We start from the raw sequence: 18,960 nt of genomic DNA, 5'->3' as shown, positions 1-18,960 counted from the left end.
CGGACGGATGTGAGCGTCGGCTACCTGGACCGGCCGGCCGAGAGTGACGCGCTGTTCCGGTCGCTGTTCGACACCTCGCCGATCGGCATGGCCGTGTTCGACCCGGACGGCATCGTCGTCCGGGTCAACGCGGCCGCGTTGATGCTGCTCGGCTACCCCGCGCCGGAGCTCGAGGGCCGGTCGCTGGCCTCGCTGGTGAACCCCGGCGATCACGGCGCGCTGGCCGGCGCCGGGCAGCGAGAGCTGCGGCTGCTGCGCAAGGACGGGCTGGAGGTGGCCTGCCTGGTCGGGGTGACCTCGCTCGGCGACGATCACCGGCTCGCCCAGATCGTCGACCGGTCCGGCGCGGTCGCCGTCGAGCGGGCGTTGCGCCGCAGCGAGGAGCAGTTCCGCGCGGCCTTCGACGCGAGCCCGATCGCGTCGGCCATCGCGGGCGAGGACGCCCGGCTCAAGCGGGTGAACCCGGCCTTCGAGGCGCTGATGGGACGGTCCGCCGACGACCTGATCGGCCGCCACTTCGCCGAGCTCACGCACCCCGACGACCGGTCCGCGAGCGAGCGGGAGGGCCAGGTGGTTGCCGCGGATCCCGCGGCGGCGTCGGGGTTCGACAAGCGTTACGTACGCCCGGACGGCACGGTCGTGCGGGCTCGCGTCGGCCTCACCACCATTCCCGGCCCGGACGGCACCCGCGACCGGTTCGTGCAGTGCGAAGACATCACCGCGCGCGAGCTCGCCGAGGAACAGGCCGCCCGCGAGGCGCAGCGCCTGCGCGTGACGATCGCGGTGCAGCGCGAGGTCATCGCCGCCGCCCGCGACCAGGACGTCGTCCTGCGGCTGATGGCCGACCGGGCGCTGCAGGTGCTCCCGGCCGGCGACGCGGCGAATGTGCAGCTGCTCGACTCCGGCGGCGGCATGCTCCGGACGGTCGCCGGCACCGGCGCGCTCGCCGATCGCAGCATCCCGCCCAAGCCGTTCGAGGGGTCGCTGGCCGGGCTGGCGATGACGACCGGCGCGGCCGTGCGCTGCGACGACACATGGCACGACCCGCGCGCCAACCACGACTTCAGCAAGGCGATCGGGGTCCGCTCGCTGGTCATGGCGCCGCTGCGCACCCCGGACGGCCCGGCCGGCGTGATCGTCGTGGCCTCCCGGTGCCCGGGCGCCTTCGGCGACGCCGACGAACAGCAGCTCACCCTGCTGGCCGACGCCCTGGCCGGCGCGCTGCGGCACGCCGCCGACGCCGCGCACAAGCAGGACCTGCTGCGGCAGGCCACCGACGCGGTGCACGCGCTCGAGCAGGAGCGCGCCGCCGAGCGATCCGCCCGCGCCGACCTGGCCCGCAGCGAGGAGCAGTTCCGCACAGCGTTCGACGGCTGCCCGATCGGCCTGCTCATCGCCGACGAGCACGGCCGGTTCCAGCGCGCCAACCCGGCCGCGGCCACGCTCACCGGCCGTACCCGTCAGGAGCTGGCCGGTCTCACCCACCGCGACATCACCGACCCGGCCGACATCGAGGCCACCGCGCGGGCCCGGCTCGCGCTGCTGCGCGGCGCCGGCGAGGTCACCTACGACAACCGCCTGGTGCGGCCGGACGGCTTCATCGCCTGGACCCGGGTCACCCTCTCGCTGATCCCCGGACCGGCCGGCCGGCGCTGGCGGCTCGTGCAGCTGCAGGACATCACCGCCGAGCGGGCCGCGGCCGCGGCCCGCGATCGCGAGTTGAGCCGGCTGCGAGCCACCCTCGCCGTGCAGCGCGAGGTCACCGCCGCGGCCGGGGTGCGCGACGACGCGCTGCGCGTGGTCGCCGACCGGGCCGTGGACCTCTTCGACGCGGCCGACGGGTCCGCGCTCGAGCTGGTGGACGGCGACGTCCTCTACTACCAGGCCACCGCGGGCACGCTCGCCCCCGCGGCCGGCACCCGCATCAAGATCGCCGGCTCGCTGAGCGGCCGGGTGCTCGTCACCGACGCGCCCGCGCACTGCGCCGACACCGCCGACGACCCGCGGGTCAACCGGGAGGCCTGCGAGCGCCTCGGCATCGGCTCGATGCTGATCGCCCCGCTGCACGCCGAGAACCGGGTCATCGGCTGCCTCAAGATCTCGGCGTCCCGGTCGCACGTCTTCGACGACACCGACGAGCAGCAGCTGGCGTTGCTCGCCGACAGCCTCTCGTCGGCGCTGCGGCACGCCGACGACGCCGAGCGCAACGCCGAGCTGCTCGCCGAGCGCACCCGGGCGCTGGCGGCGCTCGAGGCCAGCGAGACCCGGTTCCGGCTGACCTTCGAGAACTCGCCGCTGGGCCTGACCCTGATCAGCATGTCGTCCACCGACCGGGGACGATATCTGCAGGTCAACCCCGCGATGACGGCGATCACCGGCTACGACGCCGGGGAGCTGACGCGGATGACGTACAAGGATCTGATCGTCGCCGAGGACGTACCGAGCGACGAGACCGTGCGCGCGGCGGTCGCCACCGGTCTGGGGTCCTACCGGACCGAGCTGCGCTACCGCCACAAGGACGGGCACGCGGTGTGGGTGTCGCTGTGCGGGGCGCCGGTGCGCGACGGGCACGGCAATCCGCTCTACCTGGTCAGCCAGGTCGAGGACATCACCGAGAAGCGGGCCGCCGACGCCGAGCTGCGCCGGCACGCCCGGCTGCTCGCGCTCATCCCGGCCGCGGTGATCGTGCGCGACCCGGACGGGACGATCCGCTGGTGGAACGCCGGAGCCGAGGCCCTGTACGGCTGGTCGCAGCGCGCGGTGGCCGGCAAGAACGTGCACCGCCTGCTCACCACCTCCTTCCCGGCGGGCGGGCGGGAGGCCGACGTGCGGCACAGCCTCGAGCACGACGGGCACTGGGCCGGGCAGATCGAGCACCGCACCGCCGACGGCCGCACGGTCACCGTGCTCAGCCGCCAGGTGCTGCACCGCCCGGGGGCCGGCGCCGACCCGCAGGTTCTCGAGATCAACACGGACGTGACCGCGGCCCGCGCCGCCGAGAAGGCCCTGGCCGAGAGCGAGCAGCGGTTCCGGGCCCAGTTCGCGAACTCGGCCGCCGGGCAGATCATCCGCAGCCTCGACGGCTCGCACGTGCAGGTCAACCCGGCGTACGCGCGGATGCTCGGCTACACGCCGGAGGAGCTGGCCGCGATCCCGGACGAGGTGCTCGTACACCCCGAGGACCTCGTGGCCGCGCGGCGCCAGATCGCGGGACTCTACGCCGGGGACGAGGGCGCCTGCACGCACGAGGGACGGCTGCGCCACCGGGACGGGCACTGGGTCGATGTGGCGGCGACGATCTCCCTCGTACGCGATGAGGCCGGAAGCCCGAAGAACCTGATCGGCGTCGTCACCGACATCTCGGGCCGCAGGGCCGCCGAGAACGCCCGTGATCAGGCCGCCGCCGCGCTCGCGGAGCGCAACAAGGAGCTGGAGGCGGCGAACCGGCTCAAGCTCGACCTGATCGGCATGCTCGGCCACGAGATCGGCAACCCGCTGTCGTCGATTCGCGGCTACGCGGAGATCCTGGCCGAAGGCCTGGAGGGCCCACAGCGGGACCGGGCGGTCGGCACGATCGGGCGGCAGGCGGCACGGCTCGACGAGATCGTGCGCGAGGTGCTCTCCATGGTCAGCCTCGACGCGGGCACGATCACGGCGTCCCGGCAGGAGTTGTGGCTGCGGACGGAGGTGACGCGCGCGCTGGCGGCGATGGATCTCGACCATCTGCCGGTGGCCGGACCGGACGTGCGGGTGCTCTTCAACGCCGGGCACCTCCAGCAGATCATGGTGAACCTGCTGTCCAACGCCGCGAAATACGGCTGCGGCGCCACCGCGATCAAAATCACCGGCACGCGTACGGGCGCCGCGCACGTCACCGTCGAGGACAACGGCCCCGGCGTGCCCGGCGAGTTCCAGCCCCGCCTGTTCGAGCGGATGGCCCGCGCCGACCGGGACGCCGCGGGCGTGCGCGGGACGGGACTGGGCCTCTACATCGTGCGGGGCCTGGCCCAGGCGAACCACGGCGACATCCACCACGAGCCCAACCCCGCCGGGGGCTCGCGTTTCGTCCTCACGCTCGAGGCCTGCGGCTTGACGCACCTTCCCCGGTAGTCCCGCCGGCTTCAGCCCACCTGCTGCTGGAACACCGCCGGGGAGTACCGCCCGGCGCCGCGTTCGGCCTGCTCGCCGGGGGCTTTCCGGCCGAACGCCAGCAACGCCAGGCAGGCCGCCGCGCCGACCGCCGGCCAGTTCGCCGACTCCGCCAGCAGCGCCGCGTAGGCGATCGCCGCCGCGAGGACCCACCGGCGGGCCGTCGCCAGCAACAGCAGCGAGGCCACCGCCACCGGATACCAGTAGTAGGGGTGCTCCACCGGATCGGTGCCGACGCGCAGCAGCCCGGCGGCGAGCGGCACGGCGGCGAACGCGGATTCACTTCTCCGGAGCCGCCACGCGATCGCGGCCACGCCCAGCGCCACCACCGCCGCCTGCACCGGGCGCAGCCACCAGGTGAACTCGGTGATGCCCAGCAGCGAGGCGAGGGTTCGGCCGCCGACGGTCCAGGTGATCCGGAACATCGCGAAGTGCCCGGTCAGGGCGAACGGCACATAACATGCCACGCCGCCGGCCACGGCGATCACGCCGGTCCGCACCGCGCGCGCCGGCCGGGCGGCGGCCAGCAGGCAGGGGACGGCGAGGATGCCCCACGGGGCGAGCGCGATGCCGAGGGCGAGCAGGCCCGCTGCCGCGAGGTCACGGCCGCGGCGTTGCAGAACGATCGCGTACGCCCACAGCACCGGCGTCAGGATCTCGGCGGGGTGGCCGTTCCACGGCATGGGCGCGCAGACCCAGAGCAGAGCGAGCAGACCCGCCACCGCTTCGCGCCGGACATCCGCGACCGGGCGGGACAATCGGGCGCAGAGCCACATCGCGCCGGCCACGAACGCGGCGTCCCACAGCGCGACGATCGGCGGCCAGGGCGTGCCGTCCGGGGCCGCGCCGATCATCAGCAGCCGGCTGATCAGCAACTGCGCCGGGCCGGCCTGGTTCCACGCGCTCGCGTAGACCTCGCCGAGCCGTCCCTGCAGCAGCAGGTCGCCGGCCGCCGCGAAGTCCACGAGGTCGGGCGGCAGCGTCATCGTCAGCAGGCCGAGCATGGCCGCCAGCACCGCCGCGATCGCGCGCCGATACCGGATCAGCACGCTCACGCGGCCGCCGGCGCCTGCGGCGCCACGGCTGGCGCCTGCGCCACGGCTGGCGCCTGCGCCACGGCTGGCGCCTGCGCCACGGCTGGCGCCTGCGCCACGGCTGGCGCCTGCGCCACGGCTGGCGCCTGCGACTGCGGCGCCAAGGCCGGCTTCCTGGCGACGGCCGGCGCGAACAGCAGCGCCCCGAGCAGGAGCAGCTCGGCCGTGACCAGCCAGCTCTGGCCGTCGGTGCGCGGCCCGAGGATCAGGTCCTGGTAGCCCTGCGGCGCCGCGAGCAGGACCAGCCCCGGCAGGAACCAGCGCACCGGAACTCCCTCCACCGCCAGGTACAGCAGCACCACCGCGTAGCCGGTGAGAAGGAAGTGCACCTCGGAGATCCCGCCGGCCAGGAACGTGGCGAACAACAGCGCCGCTCCCAGCCGTACGGGAGAGGGCTTCTGCCGGGCGACGACCGCGACCACCGCGGCCAGAGCGACCACCGACGCCGCCACGCCGAGCAGGTGGGGCGCGTTCTGCCCCTCGGCCCAGCCACGCAGCGACAGGTTGTTGATCGCGTTGGCGCCGTGCAGGTTCGTGCCGGTCAAGCAGTAGCGGAACACACTCACGAAGGTGTCGCCGCCGGGCATCAGGCCCATCGCGAACAGCAGCAGGCCGCCGGCCGGCACCATCGTGTTGAGCAGCGGCAACCATTGGCGGCTCAGCAGCGGCACCAGCACCAGCGGGGCGAGCATCGGCTTGACCAGCAAAGACGCCGCCAGCAGCGCGCAGCCGAGGGTCCAGCGGCCGCGCCGGAACGCCAGCAGGACGCCCACCGCCACGGGCACGAGCAGCTCGCTGAGGTTGCCCAGGAAGGACGACCGGTAGGCGATCACCCCGCCGAGCAGGCCCATCACCGCGACGCCGAAGACCGCCGGCCGGTGCCGGGGCGCCTCCCGCGCGATCAGCCAGGCCGCGAACAGCAGCGCGGCCGTGCCGAGCAGCACCCACGCGGCGAACCCGAGGCTCGGCGAGCCGAGCGCGGTGGGCAGCAGCAGGAGCGCCGCGGTCGGCGGATAGACGAACAGCGGGTCGGAGTAGATCGACCGGCCGTCGAGCAGCGCCTCGGCGGCGTGGCGCAGCGGCAGGTAGTCGATGCCGAGCGCGACCCCGCCGCCGAGCACGTCGTCGAGGCCGATCCCGGCGAAGATCCCGGCCACGGCCACGATGAACAGCCCGCCGACCCACGGCGGCACCCGACGAAGACGCTCCACGCCCGCAGCATCGGTTGCCGCGCGCCCGCCATGAGGCTTGCGAGTCGCCGGCCCGCGACGGCGCGTAGGCCCGGACGTCGGCGGACGGGGTCGCGGGCAGCGACCTCAGGCGACGCGGGCGAAGACGACCACGTTCGCGGGGTGTGCGCCGCCGCTGGTCACCAAGGTCAGCACCGGGTAGTCGCGCGGCCCGAAGACCCGCTCGTTGGGGAAGGCCTTCTTCGGGTGGAGCCCGACCCCGATGACCACGAACCGCACCTCGCTCCCGTCGGCCCGCCGTACCTGGATCTCGTCGCCCGGCCGCAGCAGCCGCAGCCGGTGGAAGACCGCCGGCCCGTGCTCGGCCGAGTCGACCCGCCCGGCGATCACCGACGACCCGTTCTCGCCGGGCGTGGGCGACCCCCGGTACCAGGCAGCCGGGGCGTCCTCGCCGGGCGCCGGCAGATCCAGCGTGCGATCCGGCCGAAGCCCGATCGGCACCACGGCGGTCCGCAATTCGATGGCCGGTATCTGCAGCTCTACCGGCGCGGACGGCCCGGGGGCCCGGGCCTGCTCCGGTCTTCCTCCTGCGTCAGTGAGCACGCTGTCCTCCCGATCGGCACATGGGTGGGATAGCGCCGGTGGGCGGAGGAACCCGGCGAACGGTGGGTGTGGCGGGGTGTCACGCAATCTCCCCGCGAGTTGCGGGCACGGTAACCCCGCTCGGCGCGCGCCGGAAGAGGCTTGTCGGTGATCTGCCTCAGGCGCCGGGGTCCACCGTTGGGCACCACCGTGGCCGCCGGGACGGACCGGTCGGTCGTCATGGGTGCTGATTGAACCGGGTTCGGGCGGACATCGGGTGACACGATCTAGTACGTTGACGCCCGCCGATGTCCGTTCCTTCCCGGGGAGCCACATGTCCACTTCGTTCACCCGCCGTACCGCGCTGGGCCTCGGCGCCGCGACCGCCGCCGCGACTGCCGCCGCGCTGACGGCCTCGCCGGCGTCCGCCGCCGCGAGCGGCCCGGCGTGCATCCGCTCGACGTATCAGCGGGAGAAGACGAAGGCGGGCGGCGCCTGGCACACCCATATCGCCGGCGTGGACGCCACCGGCACGCCGGTCGCGATCGTCGAGGACGACGCCGACCACGTGACGCAGGGCTACAGCGTCCAGAAGCTGGCCGTGGCCACCGCGGTCATGGACAAGATCGACCGGGGCGAGCTCTCTCTGGGCCAGAAGCTGGATCTGCCGGCCGACATCATCCTGGGCGGCAGCGGCATCTACTTCCTGCACACCGTCTGGGGCGACCAGATCACCATCGCCAACTTCCTGACCGCGATGCTGCTGGTCTCCGACAACACCGCGGTACGCATGTGCGGCCGCGTCGTGCCGGCCGCCGAGATCAACGAGATCCTGGCCGCGAAGGGCTTCGTCCACACGCGGGTGGAGCCGGTGGCCAATCCGAACCGCTTCTACCTGGGCACCACGACGCCGCGCGAGATGCACGACCTGCTGTGGCGCCTGGCCACGAAGACCCTGCTGTCGCCGGCGTCGTGCACGTTCCTGCTGAGCATCACCCGCTGGATCAACGGCTACATGGACGGCGTCCGCCGCGTGATGTCGTCGGAGGAGCGCAGCCGCGTGGCCACCAAGTACGGCGCCGACTTCAACACGCTGGGCGCGTCGCGCCACGAGGCCGGCATCATGTTCGGCCCCGACGGCCTGCCGAAGCTGACGTACGCGATGTTCGCCGAGGGACTGGGCGACCTCGACAACTACGGCTCGACGCATCCGGCCGTGCAGGCCCACGCCGTGATCGGCCGGACGATGCTCGACAACCTCCCGGCCGGCGCGGCCGCGACGCTCGCCCGCACCGCGCGAGCCGAGCGCATCGAGCCCTTCCGCCCGGTGAACGGCGGCTGACGGCCGCCTCCCCACACCACCGGCTGACGGCCGCCTTCCCCGCCGGCGGTTGGCGGTCATGCCTCGGGCGCTGATCGGGACGGGCCGACCAGGCCCGTCTCGTAGGCGAGGATCGCGGCCTGGACGCGGTCGCGCAGGCCGAGCTTGCCGAGGATGCGGCTCAGCGCGACGATGCGGGCCGGCTCAGCGCGACGATGCGGGCCGGCTCAGCGCGACGATGCGGGCCGGCTCAGCGCGACGATGCGGGCCGGCTCAGCGCGGCGATGCGGGCCGGCTCAGCGCGACGATGCGGCCGGCTCAGAAGGAGCGGCCGAGGACGTCCGGCTCGGCGACCGGGGGCTCGTGGTGGATCAGGTAGCGGTGGGTCTCGCGGTGGGGCGACCGGATCGCGTCGCCGCCGGCCCGTTTGGCCTCGTACATGGCCTGGTCCGCGCGGTACAGGGCGTCGCCGAGGGCGATGGCGGGGCCGGTGGCGACGCCGATGCTGACCGTGGCGGGGCAGTCGGGCAGGGCCCGCACGGCGGACAGCATGCGGGCCGCCACGGTGGCCGCGGCCGACGGTGTCGCGTCGGGGAGCAGGGCGCCGAACTCGTCGCCGCCCAGGCGGGCGATCAGGTCCTGATCGCGCAGCTGGGCCGACAGGGCCTGGGCTATCGCGCGCAGCGCCGTGTCGCCGGCGGGGTGGCCGAAGGTGTCGTTGATCTGTTTGAACTTGTCGGTGTCGATGATCAGGACGGTGACGGTGGCGTTGGGGGCCGTCGGCAGCGTCTGGGCGCGGCGGACGGCGCGGTCGAAGGCCCGCCGGTTCGCTATCCCGGTCAGCGGGTCGAGGTCGGCGGCGCGGGTGGCCTGCTCGTGCTGGGCGCGCAGGGCCTCTAGCGACTTCAGCGTGGCCGCCGTGTGCAGGGTGTGCTGGCGCTGGCGCCAGAGGGACGCGGCCAGCGTGTCGCCGTACGAGAGGCCCACCGTGGCGCCGGTGGAGCCCTGGGCTGCGAGCAGCACCGCGTGGGTGCGGTGGGTCGCAGCGATGATCAGCCAGCCGGAGTCGGCGGGCAGGGTCGCGACGGCCTCCTCGATGACGCGGACGGCCTCGTCAGGTTTGCCCGATCTCTTCAGCGCCACTGCCCGGAAGGACCAGCTGAACGCCAGCATCGACGGCGCGATGCCGCGCGAGCGCAACGCCGCGAGGTAGTGCTCGATGTCGACCGACGCGCCGGCCGGATCGTCGCGGCCGGCGCGGGCGCACGCCGCCATCAGCAGGGCCAGCTCGCGCCACGTGTCCGCCGACGAGCCGGACGCCTCGGCGGCGGCCCGCCGGGCGAAGCGCTCCGCGCAGGCCGTGTGGTCCTCCGCCTCCGCGACCTGGCCGACCTGGTACAGCTCCAGCGCCCAGTGCAGGTGCATCTCGGCCAGATTGAACAGCCACATCGCACGGTTGCCGTTCTGCTCCGCGTCGGCCGCGCTGATCGCGTACGCGGCCTCGTACTGCGGGCCGGCCAGCTCGTACAGGCGCAGCTGCAGATAGCCGACCGCGATGCCCACGCGGGCGTTCACCGCGGCGACCGGGTCGAACGCTGCGCGCAGCGCCGACTCGGCCGCGGACAGGTCGCGCAGCGCGGCGTCGACGTCGTACTCGCCGATGTCCTCCTCGCCCAGGCGCAGCCTCTCGCCGGCCCGGGTCGCCAGCGCGCACGCCACCCAGCCGTTGCTGCCCTCACGCTCCGCGACCCGCAGCATGACGTCGACCGCGGCGAGCGCGGCCCGCAGGTCGCCCTGGACGATCAGCGCCACCACCCGCACGAAATGCATGCACGCGAGATCTCCGCCGGGCGAGCCGAGCGAAGCGGCGACCTCGGCCAGCACCGCGTCGGCCTCGCCGGCCTGCGCCCGTTCCAGCAGTCGTGCGGCGCGCCGCGAGGGGTCCGGCATAGGCGACCATCCAATGAGGGTTATTCAGGAAGCTCGCGTTTCAGGACCTTACCCGTGGCGTTGCGGGGGAGCGAGGCCAGAAACACGATGTCGCGGGGCACGCAGAAGCGCGCGCGATTTTCCCGAACATATGTGCGAATGGCGTCGGGCTCGAGGGCCGTCGATTCCCGCAGCACCACGTACGCGGCCAGCCGTTGCCCGTATTCGTCGTCGGGAACCCCGATCACCGCGCATTCGAGCACCTGCGGCAGATCGGCCAGCAATCCCTCCACCTCGGACGGGAAAACGTTCTCCCCGCCCGAGACGATCATGTCGTCCTCGCGGCCGTCGACATAGACGCGACCGAATTGGTCGACGTGTCCGAGATCCCCGGTGGCGAGCATTCCGTCGCGAAGCTCCCGGGCGCTGCCGTTCGTGTAGCCCTCGAAGAGCATCTCGTTGCCGACGAACAGCCGCCCGGTCTGCCCCGGCGGAACCGGCATTCCGGATTCGTCGAGCACCGCCACCGCCGTCCCGTGCGGCGGGCGGCCCGCGGTGCCGGGCGCGGCGCGCAGATCGGCCGGCGTGGCAATGGACGCCCACGACGCCTCGGTGGAGCCGTAGAGGTTGTAGAGAACGTCGCCGTACCGGTCCATGAACCGCGTCGCCAGCCCGCCGGGCAGGGCGGAGCCGCTGACCGCGGCGATCTCCAGGGCGGGCAGCGGCAGTTCCGGTGGCAGTTCCATCAGGCTCTGGAGCATCACGGGTACGGCGATGAGCGCCGTGCACGCGTTCTCCCGCATGAACGACAGCGCTGTTGCGGGCTCGAAGCGGCGCCGGAGAACGACCGTGGCCCGCAGCGCGAGCGCGATCTGCAGGCCCGCGAATCCCCACGTGTGAAACAGCGGCGCCGCGATCATCACCCGCGCCCCGGCCCGCAGCGGGATCCGGTCGATGATCGAGCAGAGCGGGCTGAAGCCGCCCGGCGTGGGCCGCTGCGCGCCCTTCGGCATCCCGGTGGTTCCCGAGGTCAGCACGATGGTCCGCCCCGGCCGGGCCGGCGGCGACAGCTTCACCGGCGGCACCGCGGCGATCATGTCGGCGGTCCGGTCCATCGCGATGGACCCCACGAATCCCGACAACAGCCCGGCGAACTCCGCGTCATGAACGACGACCTTCAAACCCTGGTCGTCGATCACGGACGAGAGCTGAGCCGCGGACAGCCCAGTATTGATCAGAACCGGATCGGCTCCCACCGACGTGGCGGCGATCAACACGGTGATCATGGCGGCCGAGTTGCGGCACAGCACGCCGACGCGATCACCGGCCGAGATCGGCAGCGCCCCGGCGAGCCGGGACGACCGGTCGAGCAGCTCGCCGTACGTGAGGGAGGCACCCGCATCGTCGATCACCGCAACCCGCGACGGCGAGCGGGCGGCGGCCTGGCGCAGCTCGCCGGCGAGCCCGTACCCCCACTTCCCGAGGGCCGCGAACTGCTGCACGATCCGGTGCGGCGGCCCCGGGTTCAGCAGCCCGCGCCGTCCCATGGTGGCGAGAACGAAGGGGCCGCTCATTACCGGATCTGCATTCCCGAGATGGCCCGCGAGATGACGAGACGCTGGATCTCGCTGGTCCCCTCGAAGATCGTGTAGATCTTCGCGTCCCGGTACATCCGCTCGACCGGATGGTCCCGCAGGTAGCCGGCCCCGCCGAGGATCTGCACCGCCTTCTCGGTGACCGCCACGGCCACCTCGCCCGCCTTGAGCTTGGACATCGATCCCTCGCCGGCCTCGAACGGCCGGTCGTTGCGCCCCATCCAGGCCGCGCGCCACACCAGCAGCCGGGCCGCGTCGATCTCGGTCTTCATGTCGGCGAGGGCGAACGCGATGGCCTGGTTCTCGATGATCGGCCGCCCGAACTGCACCCGGTTCTTCGCGTACTCGAGCGCGTATTCGTAGGCGCCGCGGGCTATCCCGATCGCTTGCGCGCCGACGGCCGGCCGGGAGAGCTCGAACGTCCGCATCGCCGCCTGCCGCGAGGCCCGCTGCCCCGACCGGGCCCGCGCGAGCCGTTCGTCGAGCGCTTCCTTGCCGCCGAGCAGGCAGCTGCCCGGCACCCGTACGTCGTCGAGGAAGACATCGGCCGTGTGTGAGGCCCGCAGCCCCAGCTTCTTCAGCTTCCGTGTGCCCACGAGTCCGGCCGTTCCCGGCGGCACGATGAAAGCCGCCTGCCCGCGCGATCCGAGCGAAGGGTCGACCGATGCGGTCACGACGTGCACATTGGCGATCCCGCCGTTCGTCGCGTACGCCTTCTGCCCGCGCAGCACCCATTCGTCGGAGGCCTCGTCGTACACCGCGCGGGTCCGCATCGACGCCACGTCGGAACCGGCCTCGGGCTCGGTCGAGCAGAAGGCGCCGACCTTGGGCTCGGCCGCGTCGCCGAAGCATTGCGGCACCCATTCCACCAGCTGCTCGGGCGTTCCCGACCCGTAGATGGCCGCCACCGCGAGCGACGTGCCGGAGATCGCCATCGCGATCCCGCCGTCGCCCCAGAACAGTTCCTCGTTGGAGATCGGCAGGCTCAGCCCGGTCGTGTCGGACCACGTGTTGACGAGGAACTCGAAGCCGTAGAGCCCGATCTTCGCGGCTTCCTGGAGGATCGGCCAGGGAGTCTCCTCGCGCTCGTCCCACTCGGCCGCCGCGGGCCGGACCACGCCTTCGGCGAACCCGTGCACCCATTCCCGCAGGTCGTTTTGTTCCTCGTTGAGGTCGAGCCAGAACTCCATGCGCGCGGACACCCCTCGGGCCGACAAACGGACTCTACTGGCCGGTAACGTTACGGTGGCGTAACCAGCCCCGCAAGATGCGGCCGCTGCGAGTCGAGCCGGAATTCCCACCCGTCGGTGTGCGACGACGAACGCGGCGACGCCGAGAAGCCGACCCGCGCCGGCAGGAGAATCGGCTGTTTGAACGCCACGTCCACGGTGTATTCCGCCGGCAGCCGTCCCTCCAGGGCGGCCAGGGCGCGCGCCTTGCTCCACATCCCGTGCGCGATCGGCCGGGGAAATCCGAACAGGCGCGCCCCGATGCGTGAGGTGTGAATCGGATTGTGGTCGCCGGACACCGCGGCATAGTCGCTCCCGACCCGCGCCGGCACCGTCCACACGGCCGTCGGGGCCGGCGTCGGCGGGTGGTCGCGCGGGGCGTGCCCGACGCTGCTGGTCGCGTTTTTCGACAGGTACGTCGAGACGCCCGTCCACACGTTCTCGCCGCTCGCGAAGGCCGTCGCCACCACGTCGAACACCCGGCCCCGGTCGTGCGAGCGCAGATTCTCCGCCCGTACCAGAAGGTCGATCTTCTCGGCGGCGAGAAGAGGGCGCCGCACGCTGATCCGGTTGGCCACATGCACGATCCCGACGACCGGGAACGGGAAGTCCGCCGCCGCCATCAGCGTCATCGCGAGGGGGAACGCGAGGACGTGCGGATACGTCGCGGGCAGCGTGTCGGTGAGCCGGAACCCGCACACCCGGTCGTACCGCGCCAGGTGGCCCAGATCGACCGCGACGCCGCGGCGCACGATCTCGCGGTCGGGCAGGGCGTCCGGCCGCCGCGACGGCACCATCCCGAGCGCTGCCTTCAGGAACAGCCCGCCCGGGTCCGACGTGAGCTCGACGACGGCCATGTCACGCCCCCAGCAGGCTCTGCCCGCAGACCCGCACGACGTTCCCGGTGACGGTCGCCGACCCCGGCGAGGCGAACCACGAGATCGTCTCGGCCACGTCGACCGGCAGGCCGCCCTGGGACAGGCTGTTCATCCGCCGTCCGGCCTCGCGCAGGAACAACGGCATCTTCGCGGTCATCGCGGTCTCGATGAAGCCCGGCGCCACCGCGTTGATCGTGATGCCCTGGCCGGCGAGCACCGGCGCCATCGACTGAACCAGGCCGATCACGCCGGCCTTGCTGGTGGCGTAGTTGGTCTGGCCGCGGTTGCCGGCGATGCCCGCGATCGAGGCGACCCCGATCAGCCGCCCGCCGGCGTTGATGATCCCGCGCTGGAGGAGCAGGTCGTTGATGCGCTCCTGACTGGACAAGTTCACGTCGATGACCGAGTCCCAGCGGCTCTCGTCCATCCGGGCGATCGTCTTGTCGCGGGTGATGCCGGCGTTGTGGACGAGGATGTCCAGGCCGATCAGGTGTCCCGCGAGCCGTTCGGGGGCGTCGGGGGCGGTGAGGTCGAGCTGGACGGCCCGGCCGCGCACGTCGTTGGCGACCCCGGCCAGGGCGTCGCCGGCGCCGGGCACGTCGAGCGCGATCACGTCGGCGCCGTCGCGGGCGAGGACCCGGGCGATGGCCGCGCCGATGCCCCGGGCGGCGCCGGTGACCAGCGCGGTCTTGCCGGCCAGGGGGCGGTCCCAGTCGGCCGGGGTGGGCGCGCTGCCGGCGCCGACGTGGATGACCTGGCCCGACACGTACGCGGAGCGGCCGCTGAGCAGGAACCGCAACGTCGACTCGACGGCCGTCTCGCCGCCGGGCGCGACGTAGACGAGCTGGCTGGTGATGCCGCGCCCGAGCTCCTTGCCGATGCTGCGGGTCAGCCCTTCGAGGGCGCGCTGGGCGGTGGCCTCGCGGGGCGTCCCGGCCGCCGCGGGCGGGGTGCCGAGCACGACGACCCGGCCGCTGCCGGTCAGCGACCGCGCCACCGGGTGGAAGTAGTCGTAGAGGGCGCGCAGCCCGGCCGAGTCGGCGATGCCGGTCGCGTCGAAGACCAGCGCGCCATATCTCACCTGGTCGTCGGCGACGTCGGCGGTCTCGGTGCCGGCCGCTTCGAGCAGCTTGGCGACCGTCCCGGCCAGTCGTCCGCCCGGCGCGGCCCCGATCAGAACGGGACCGGTGGTCAGCGGCTCGCCCGCCTGGTAACGCCGCAGGCGCGGCGGGTCGGGCAGCCCGAGCCGCTTGACGACGCCGCGGCCCATTCCAGAGTTCGCGAAGTTCGCGTACCTGTCTCCCATGGGCGTAGCCTACTCGTGAGTAGGGTTCTGTCGTGAAGGAGATTGCCGTGCACAGCGTGCGTCGCGTCGCCGTCCTGGGTGGAAACCGGATCCCGTTCGCCCGCTCCAACTCGAAGTACGCCGAGGCCTCGAACCAGGACATGCTGACCGCCGCGCTCGACGGCCTGGTCGCCCGGTTCGGCCTGGCGGGGGAGCGGCTCGGCGAGGTGGTGGCCGGCGCGGTCCTCAAGCACTCCCGCGACTTCAACCTCACCCGCGAGACCGTGCTCGGCTCCCGGCTCGACCCGCGCACCCCGGCCTACGACATCCAGCAGGCCTGCGGCACCGGCCTCGAAGCGGCGATCCTGGTGGCCAACAAGATCGCGCTGGGCCAGATCGACGCGGGCGTGGCCGGCGGCGCCGACACCACCTCCGACGCGCCGCTGCAGGTCAACGAAGAGATGCGGCGCGCAATGCTGGCGCTCAACCGGGCTCGTACGCTGCCCGACCGGCTCAAGGCCGTGGCCCGGATCCGGCCGCAGCATGCGTTCATGCCGGCGATCCCGCAGAACGCCGAGCCGCGCACCGGGCTGTCGATGGGCGAGCACGCCGCGATCACGGCCCTCAAGTGGGGCATCCCGCGCGAGGCCCAGGACGAGCTCGCGCTCGCGTCACATCAGCGCCTGACGGAGGCGTACGCGAAAGGCTTCTTCGATGATCTTGTGACGCCCTATCTGGGGCTCACGAAGGACCAGAACCTGCGGCCCGACACGACGCTGGAGAAGCTCGCGAAGCTGAAGCCGGTCTTCGGCAAGGAAGACGCCACGATGACCGCGGGCAACTCGTCGCCGCTGACCGACGGCGCCTCGAGCGTGCTGCTGGCGAGCGAACAGTGGGCGAAGGAGCGCGGGCTGCCGGTGCAGGCGTGGTTCGTCGATGCCGAGGACGCCGCGGTCGACTTCGTGCACGGCGAGGAAGGGCTGCTCATGGCGCCGGCCTACGCGGTGCCGCGGCTGCTCGCCCGCAACGGGCTGACCCTGCAGGACTTCGACTTCTACGAGATCCACGAGGCGTTCGCGTCGCAGGTCCTGGCGACGCTGGCCGCCTGGGAGTCGCCGTCGTTCGGCAAGGAGAAGCTCGGCCTCGACGCGCCGCTGGGCTCGATCGACCGCGCCAAGCTCAATGTCAACGGCTCGTCGCTCGCCGCCGGGCACCCGTTCGCGGCCACCGGCGGCCGGATCGTCGGCACGCTCGCCAAGCTGCTCGCCGACAAGGGATCCGGCCGCGGCCTGATCTCCATCTGCGCGGCCGGCGGTCAGGGCGTCGTGGCCATCCTGGAGCGCTGAAACAGCGCCGCGAACTCCTCGGGAGGCATCGGCTTGCCGAAGAAGTAGCCCTGCAGCAGGGGACAGCCGACCTCGCGCAGCGCCTGCACGTCGGCCGCCTCCTCGACGCCTTCGGCCACGGCCGACATGCCCAGCGACTGGGCCAGCCACAGCACCGCCCGGATGATCGACGACTTCTTCGGGTCGGTGGCCAGGCCGGCCACGAACGACCGGTCCAGCTTGACGATGTCGGCGGGGACCGACTGCAGCCAGGTGAGCGAGCTGTAGCCGGTGCCGAAGTCGTCCAGGGCGATGCGTACGCCCAGGCTCTTGATCGTCTCGAGGCGCTCCTCGATGTCGACCGTCGAGGCCAGCAGCGCGGTCTCGGTGATCTCCAGGACAAGGCGGCTCGGGTCCAGCTGGGGCACCGAGGCGAGCAGGTCGGCGAGCAGCGGCACGAAGTCGGGCTCGGCCAGCTGGCGCGGGCTCACGTTGACCGACACGTAGCGCAGCTCGTCGCGCCACGCCACCAGGTGCCGCAGCGCCTCGATCAGCACGTGCTCGCCGAGCGGCACGATCATGCCGGTCTCCTCGGCGGCCGGCACGAACAGGCCCGGGCCGAGGATCCGGCCGTCGGCGGCGCGCATCCGCACCAGCGTCTCAGCGCCCATGATCTCGCCGGTCTGCGCGGAGACGATCGGCTGGAACCACACCGGCAGCGTCTGCCGCCGGTCGCCTTCCAGGGCCTCGCGCAGCAGCTTCTCGGAGGCGATCCGGTCCTGCACGGCGACCCGCATCTGGTCGCTGAACACCTTCATCCGGTTGCCGCCGTTGCGCTTGGCGACGTACATCGCAGTGTCGGCGGCGAGCACGGCGTCCTCGGCATCGTCGGCGTTCGTGGCCACGGCCAGGCCGACGCTGGCCGACAGGGCGAGCACGTTGCCGCCCACCGGCAGCGGCTCGGCGAACTCGCGTACCACCGCGTGCCCGAGTGCCGCGCCGCTCTCGAGACCGCCGGGCAGGGCGACCACGAACTCGTCGCCGCCGAAGCGGGCCAGCAGCGCGCCGGCCGGCGCGAGCGCGGTCAGCCGGGCCGCGAGCGAGCGCAGCACCAGGTCGCCGGCCGAGTGGCCGGAGCCGTCGTTGATCGACTTGAACCGGTCGACGTCGAGGTAGAGGACGCTGGCCGGGCCGGGCCGCGCGGTCATCATCGCGGCCAGGTCCTGGTCGAAGCCCTCCCGGGAGAGCAGCCCGGTCAGCGAGTCGTGCCGCAGCTGGTGGCGCAGCTCCTCCTCGTGCCGGCGGGCCTGGGTGACGTCCAGGCAGTGCACGAAGATCAGCCGGAGCTGGCCCGTCTTGTCGTGCAGGGCGGTGCTGTGCACCTCGATCCACACGATCGAGTCGTCGTCGTGCCGCCGGAAGGCCCGGGTCGCGGTGGCCGAGCCCTGGCTGACCAGCTCGCCGAAGAGGTTCGGCAGGTCCCGCTCGATCGGGGTCAACGGCAGGTGGGCGACGGAGAAGCCGGCCGGCAGCTCCTCGGGCAGGCCCAGCCACGACCGGTACGCCGCGTTGGTGCGCAGCAGGCGGCCGTCCGGCGCGATCATCGCCATCGGGACCGGCGTCTCGTCGAAGGCGATGCTGAGCTGCGCCTGGCTCTCGTCGAGGTTCTCCTGCGCGCGACGCTCCTCGGCCGCGGTCAGATGCCAGGCGATCACCTGGAAGGCCGCGGCGAGCAGCACGGCCGCGCCGTGCAGCCCCGCCCACAGCAGCGGGTGCACCTGCGCGCCGTGGTGGTCGTAGGTGCGGTCGCTGAGCAGCGAGCCGAACACCCCGTGGTGCAGCGTGGTGGCGATCAGGAAGACGCCGAACGGCGCCCAGTCCCGGTAGAGGGCGAGCGCGGCGATGACGATGAAGAAGGTGAAATGGGCCTCGGTGAGCCCGTGCGACATCGCCACGAAGCCGCCGCAGAACGCGGTGAAGCCCAGCGCGACCGCGATCGAGGGCAACCGGCGCCCGGGCAGGCGGGCGGCGGCGACCACGCAGGGCAGCACCAGCAGCACCGTGAACAGCCAGGACCTGGTGAGGCCCTCGTCGGTCCAGGCGCCGAAGACGGTCAGTCCGACCACGGTCGCGGCGAGGAGCATGGTCAGCAGCCGGTGACGGCGCTGCCAGTCCTCGTCACGGAGTCGTCCCGCTTCGGGGATCCAGCCCAGCCTCCAGCTCTTCACGCCTCTGAAATCGGCTCGGCATCACGGTTTACCAGGATCGTTCGGTAGCGGATGAGTTGCCGGCTCCTCCTTCGCGTGATCGTCGGCACATTCCGATACGGAGACGTTCCGTTTCACCGGCTGCCGGGTCTATGGTCTACCTCGAATACGGAACC

At 72.7% G+C, this 18,960-nt stretch carries 12 protein-coding genes and 1 pseudogene; 3 read left to right on the top strand and 10 right to left on the bottom strand.

Features of this window, described 5'->3' with window-relative positions; all coding sequences use genetic code 11:
* The first annotated feature begins 9 nt into the window (after nucleotides 1-9).
* Nucleotides 10-4,110, top strand: coding sequence for a PAS domain S-box protein (locus ACIA5D_RS48290; protein WP_396037466.1), 4,101 nt, complete (start codon nucleotides 10-12; stop codon nucleotides 4,108-4,110).
* Between the two features lie 11 nt (nucleotides 4,111-4,121).
* Here ACIA5D_RS48290 and ACIA5D_RS48285 read toward each other — a convergent pair whose 3' ends face one another.
* The 3 genes from ACIA5D_RS48285 to ACIA5D_RS48275 all read right to left on the bottom strand — a co-directional run bounded on the left by ACIA5D_RS48285 (nucleotide 4,122) and on the right by ACIA5D_RS48275 (nucleotide 7,036).
* Entirely contained in the window at nucleotides 4,122-5,204 is a 1,083-nt protein-coding gene (locus tag ACIA5D_RS48285) for a hypothetical protein (RefSeq protein ID WP_396037465.1), read from the bottom strand.
* Nucleotides 5,201-6,454, bottom strand: coding sequence for a glycosyltransferase 87 family protein (locus tag ACIA5D_RS48280; protein ID WP_396037464.1), 1,254 nt, complete (start codon nucleotides 6,452-6,454; stop codon nucleotides 5,201-5,203). Before ACIA5D_RS48280 ends, ACIA5D_RS48285 begins: the two co-directional genes overlap by 4 nt.
* A gap of 105 nt (nucleotides 6,455-6,559) precedes the next feature.
* Nucleotides 6,560-7,036 carry a sortase domain-bontaining protein gene (locus ACIA5D_RS48275; protein ID WP_396037463.1) on the bottom strand — a complete coding sequence of 159 codons (477 nt, stop codon included), beginning with the start codon at nucleotides 7,034-7,036 and terminating at the stop codon, nucleotides 6,560-6,562.
* Nucleotides 7,037-7,349: 313 nt separating this feature from the next.
* Here ACIA5D_RS48275 and ACIA5D_RS48270 point away from each other — a divergent pair, with 313 nt between their 5' ends.
* Nucleotides 7,350-8,357 carry a serine hydrolase gene (locus ACIA5D_RS48270; protein ID WP_396037462.1) on the top strand — a complete coding sequence of 336 codons (1,008 nt, stop codon included), beginning with the start codon at nucleotides 7,350-7,352 and terminating at the stop codon, nucleotides 8,355-8,357.
* A gap of 56 nt (nucleotides 8,358-8,413) precedes the next feature.
* On the opposite strand, the pseudogene ACIA5D_RS48265 reads toward ACIA5D_RS48270, so the two are convergent.
* The 6 genes and pseudogenes from ACIA5D_RS48265 to ACIA5D_RS48240 all read right to left on the bottom strand — a co-directional run.
* Nucleotides 8,414-8,521 (bottom strand): annotated as a pseudogene (locus ACIA5D_RS48265) (DNA-binding response regulator); the annotation flags it as partial.
* Between the two features lie 133 nt (nucleotides 8,522-8,654).
* Nucleotides 8,655-10,286, bottom strand: a complete 1,632-nt coding sequence (locus ACIA5D_RS48260) for a diguanylate cyclase domain-containing protein (RefSeq protein ID WP_396037461.1) — start codon at nucleotides 10,284-10,286, stop codon at nucleotides 8,655-8,657.
* A 20-nt stretch (nucleotides 10,287-10,306) separates the two neighbouring features.
* Complete coding sequence (locus ACIA5D_RS48255; protein ID WP_396037460.1) at nucleotides 10,307-11,839, bottom strand: AMP-binding protein; 1,533 nt, start codon at nucleotides 11,837-11,839, stop codon at nucleotides 10,307-10,309.
* The gene (locus ACIA5D_RS48250; protein ID WP_396037459.1) at nucleotides 11,839-13,050 is read right to left on the bottom strand and encodes an acyl-CoA dehydrogenase family protein; all 1,212 of its coding nucleotides are present in this window, start codon (nucleotides 13,048-13,050) and stop codon (nucleotides 11,839-11,841) included. Before ACIA5D_RS48250 ends, ACIA5D_RS48255 begins: the two co-directional genes overlap by 1 nt.
* A gap of 50 nt (nucleotides 13,051-13,100) precedes the next feature.
* Nucleotides 13,101-13,946, bottom strand: a complete 846-nt coding sequence (locus ACIA5D_RS48245) for a MaoC/PaaZ C-terminal domain-containing protein (protein WP_396037458.1) — start codon at nucleotides 13,944-13,946, stop codon at nucleotides 13,101-13,103.
* 1 nt (nucleotide 13,947) lies between these two features.
* Nucleotides 13,948-15,273: a 3-oxoacyl-ACP reductase gene (locus tag ACIA5D_RS48240; RefSeq protein WP_396037457.1), complete on the bottom strand. Its 1,326-nt coding sequence runs from the start codon at nucleotides 15,271-15,273 to the stop codon at nucleotides 13,948-13,950.
* A gap of 47 nt (nucleotides 15,274-15,320) precedes the next feature.
* Here ACIA5D_RS48240 and ACIA5D_RS48235 point away from each other — a divergent pair, with 47 nt between their 5' ends.
* Nucleotides 15,321-16,598 (top strand): acetyl-CoA C-acetyltransferase, encoded by a 1,278-nt coding sequence (locus ACIA5D_RS48235; RefSeq protein ID WP_396037516.1) that lies wholly within the window; start codon nucleotides 15,321-15,323, stop codon nucleotides 16,596-16,598.
* Here ACIA5D_RS48235 and ACIA5D_RS48230 read toward each other — a convergent pair.
* Nucleotides 16,568-18,805: a putative bifunctional diguanylate cyclase/phosphodiesterase gene (locus ACIA5D_RS48230; RefSeq protein ID WP_396037456.1), complete on the bottom strand. Its 2,238-nt coding sequence runs from the start codon at nucleotides 18,803-18,805 to the stop codon at nucleotides 16,568-16,570. The two genes, ACIA5D_RS48235 and ACIA5D_RS48230, sit on opposite strands and share 31 nt — an antisense overlap.
* Nucleotides 18,806-18,960: the final 155 nt, after the last annotated feature.

The sequence above is a fragment of the Actinoplanes sp. NPDC051513 genome, assembly GCF_044454685.1.
Lineage (GTDB): Bacteria > Actinomycetota > Actinomycetes > Mycobacteriales > Micromonosporaceae > Actinoplanes.
Note: the sequence above shows the minus strand (reverse complement) of the source record. Positions and strands in the feature narration are given on the sequence as shown.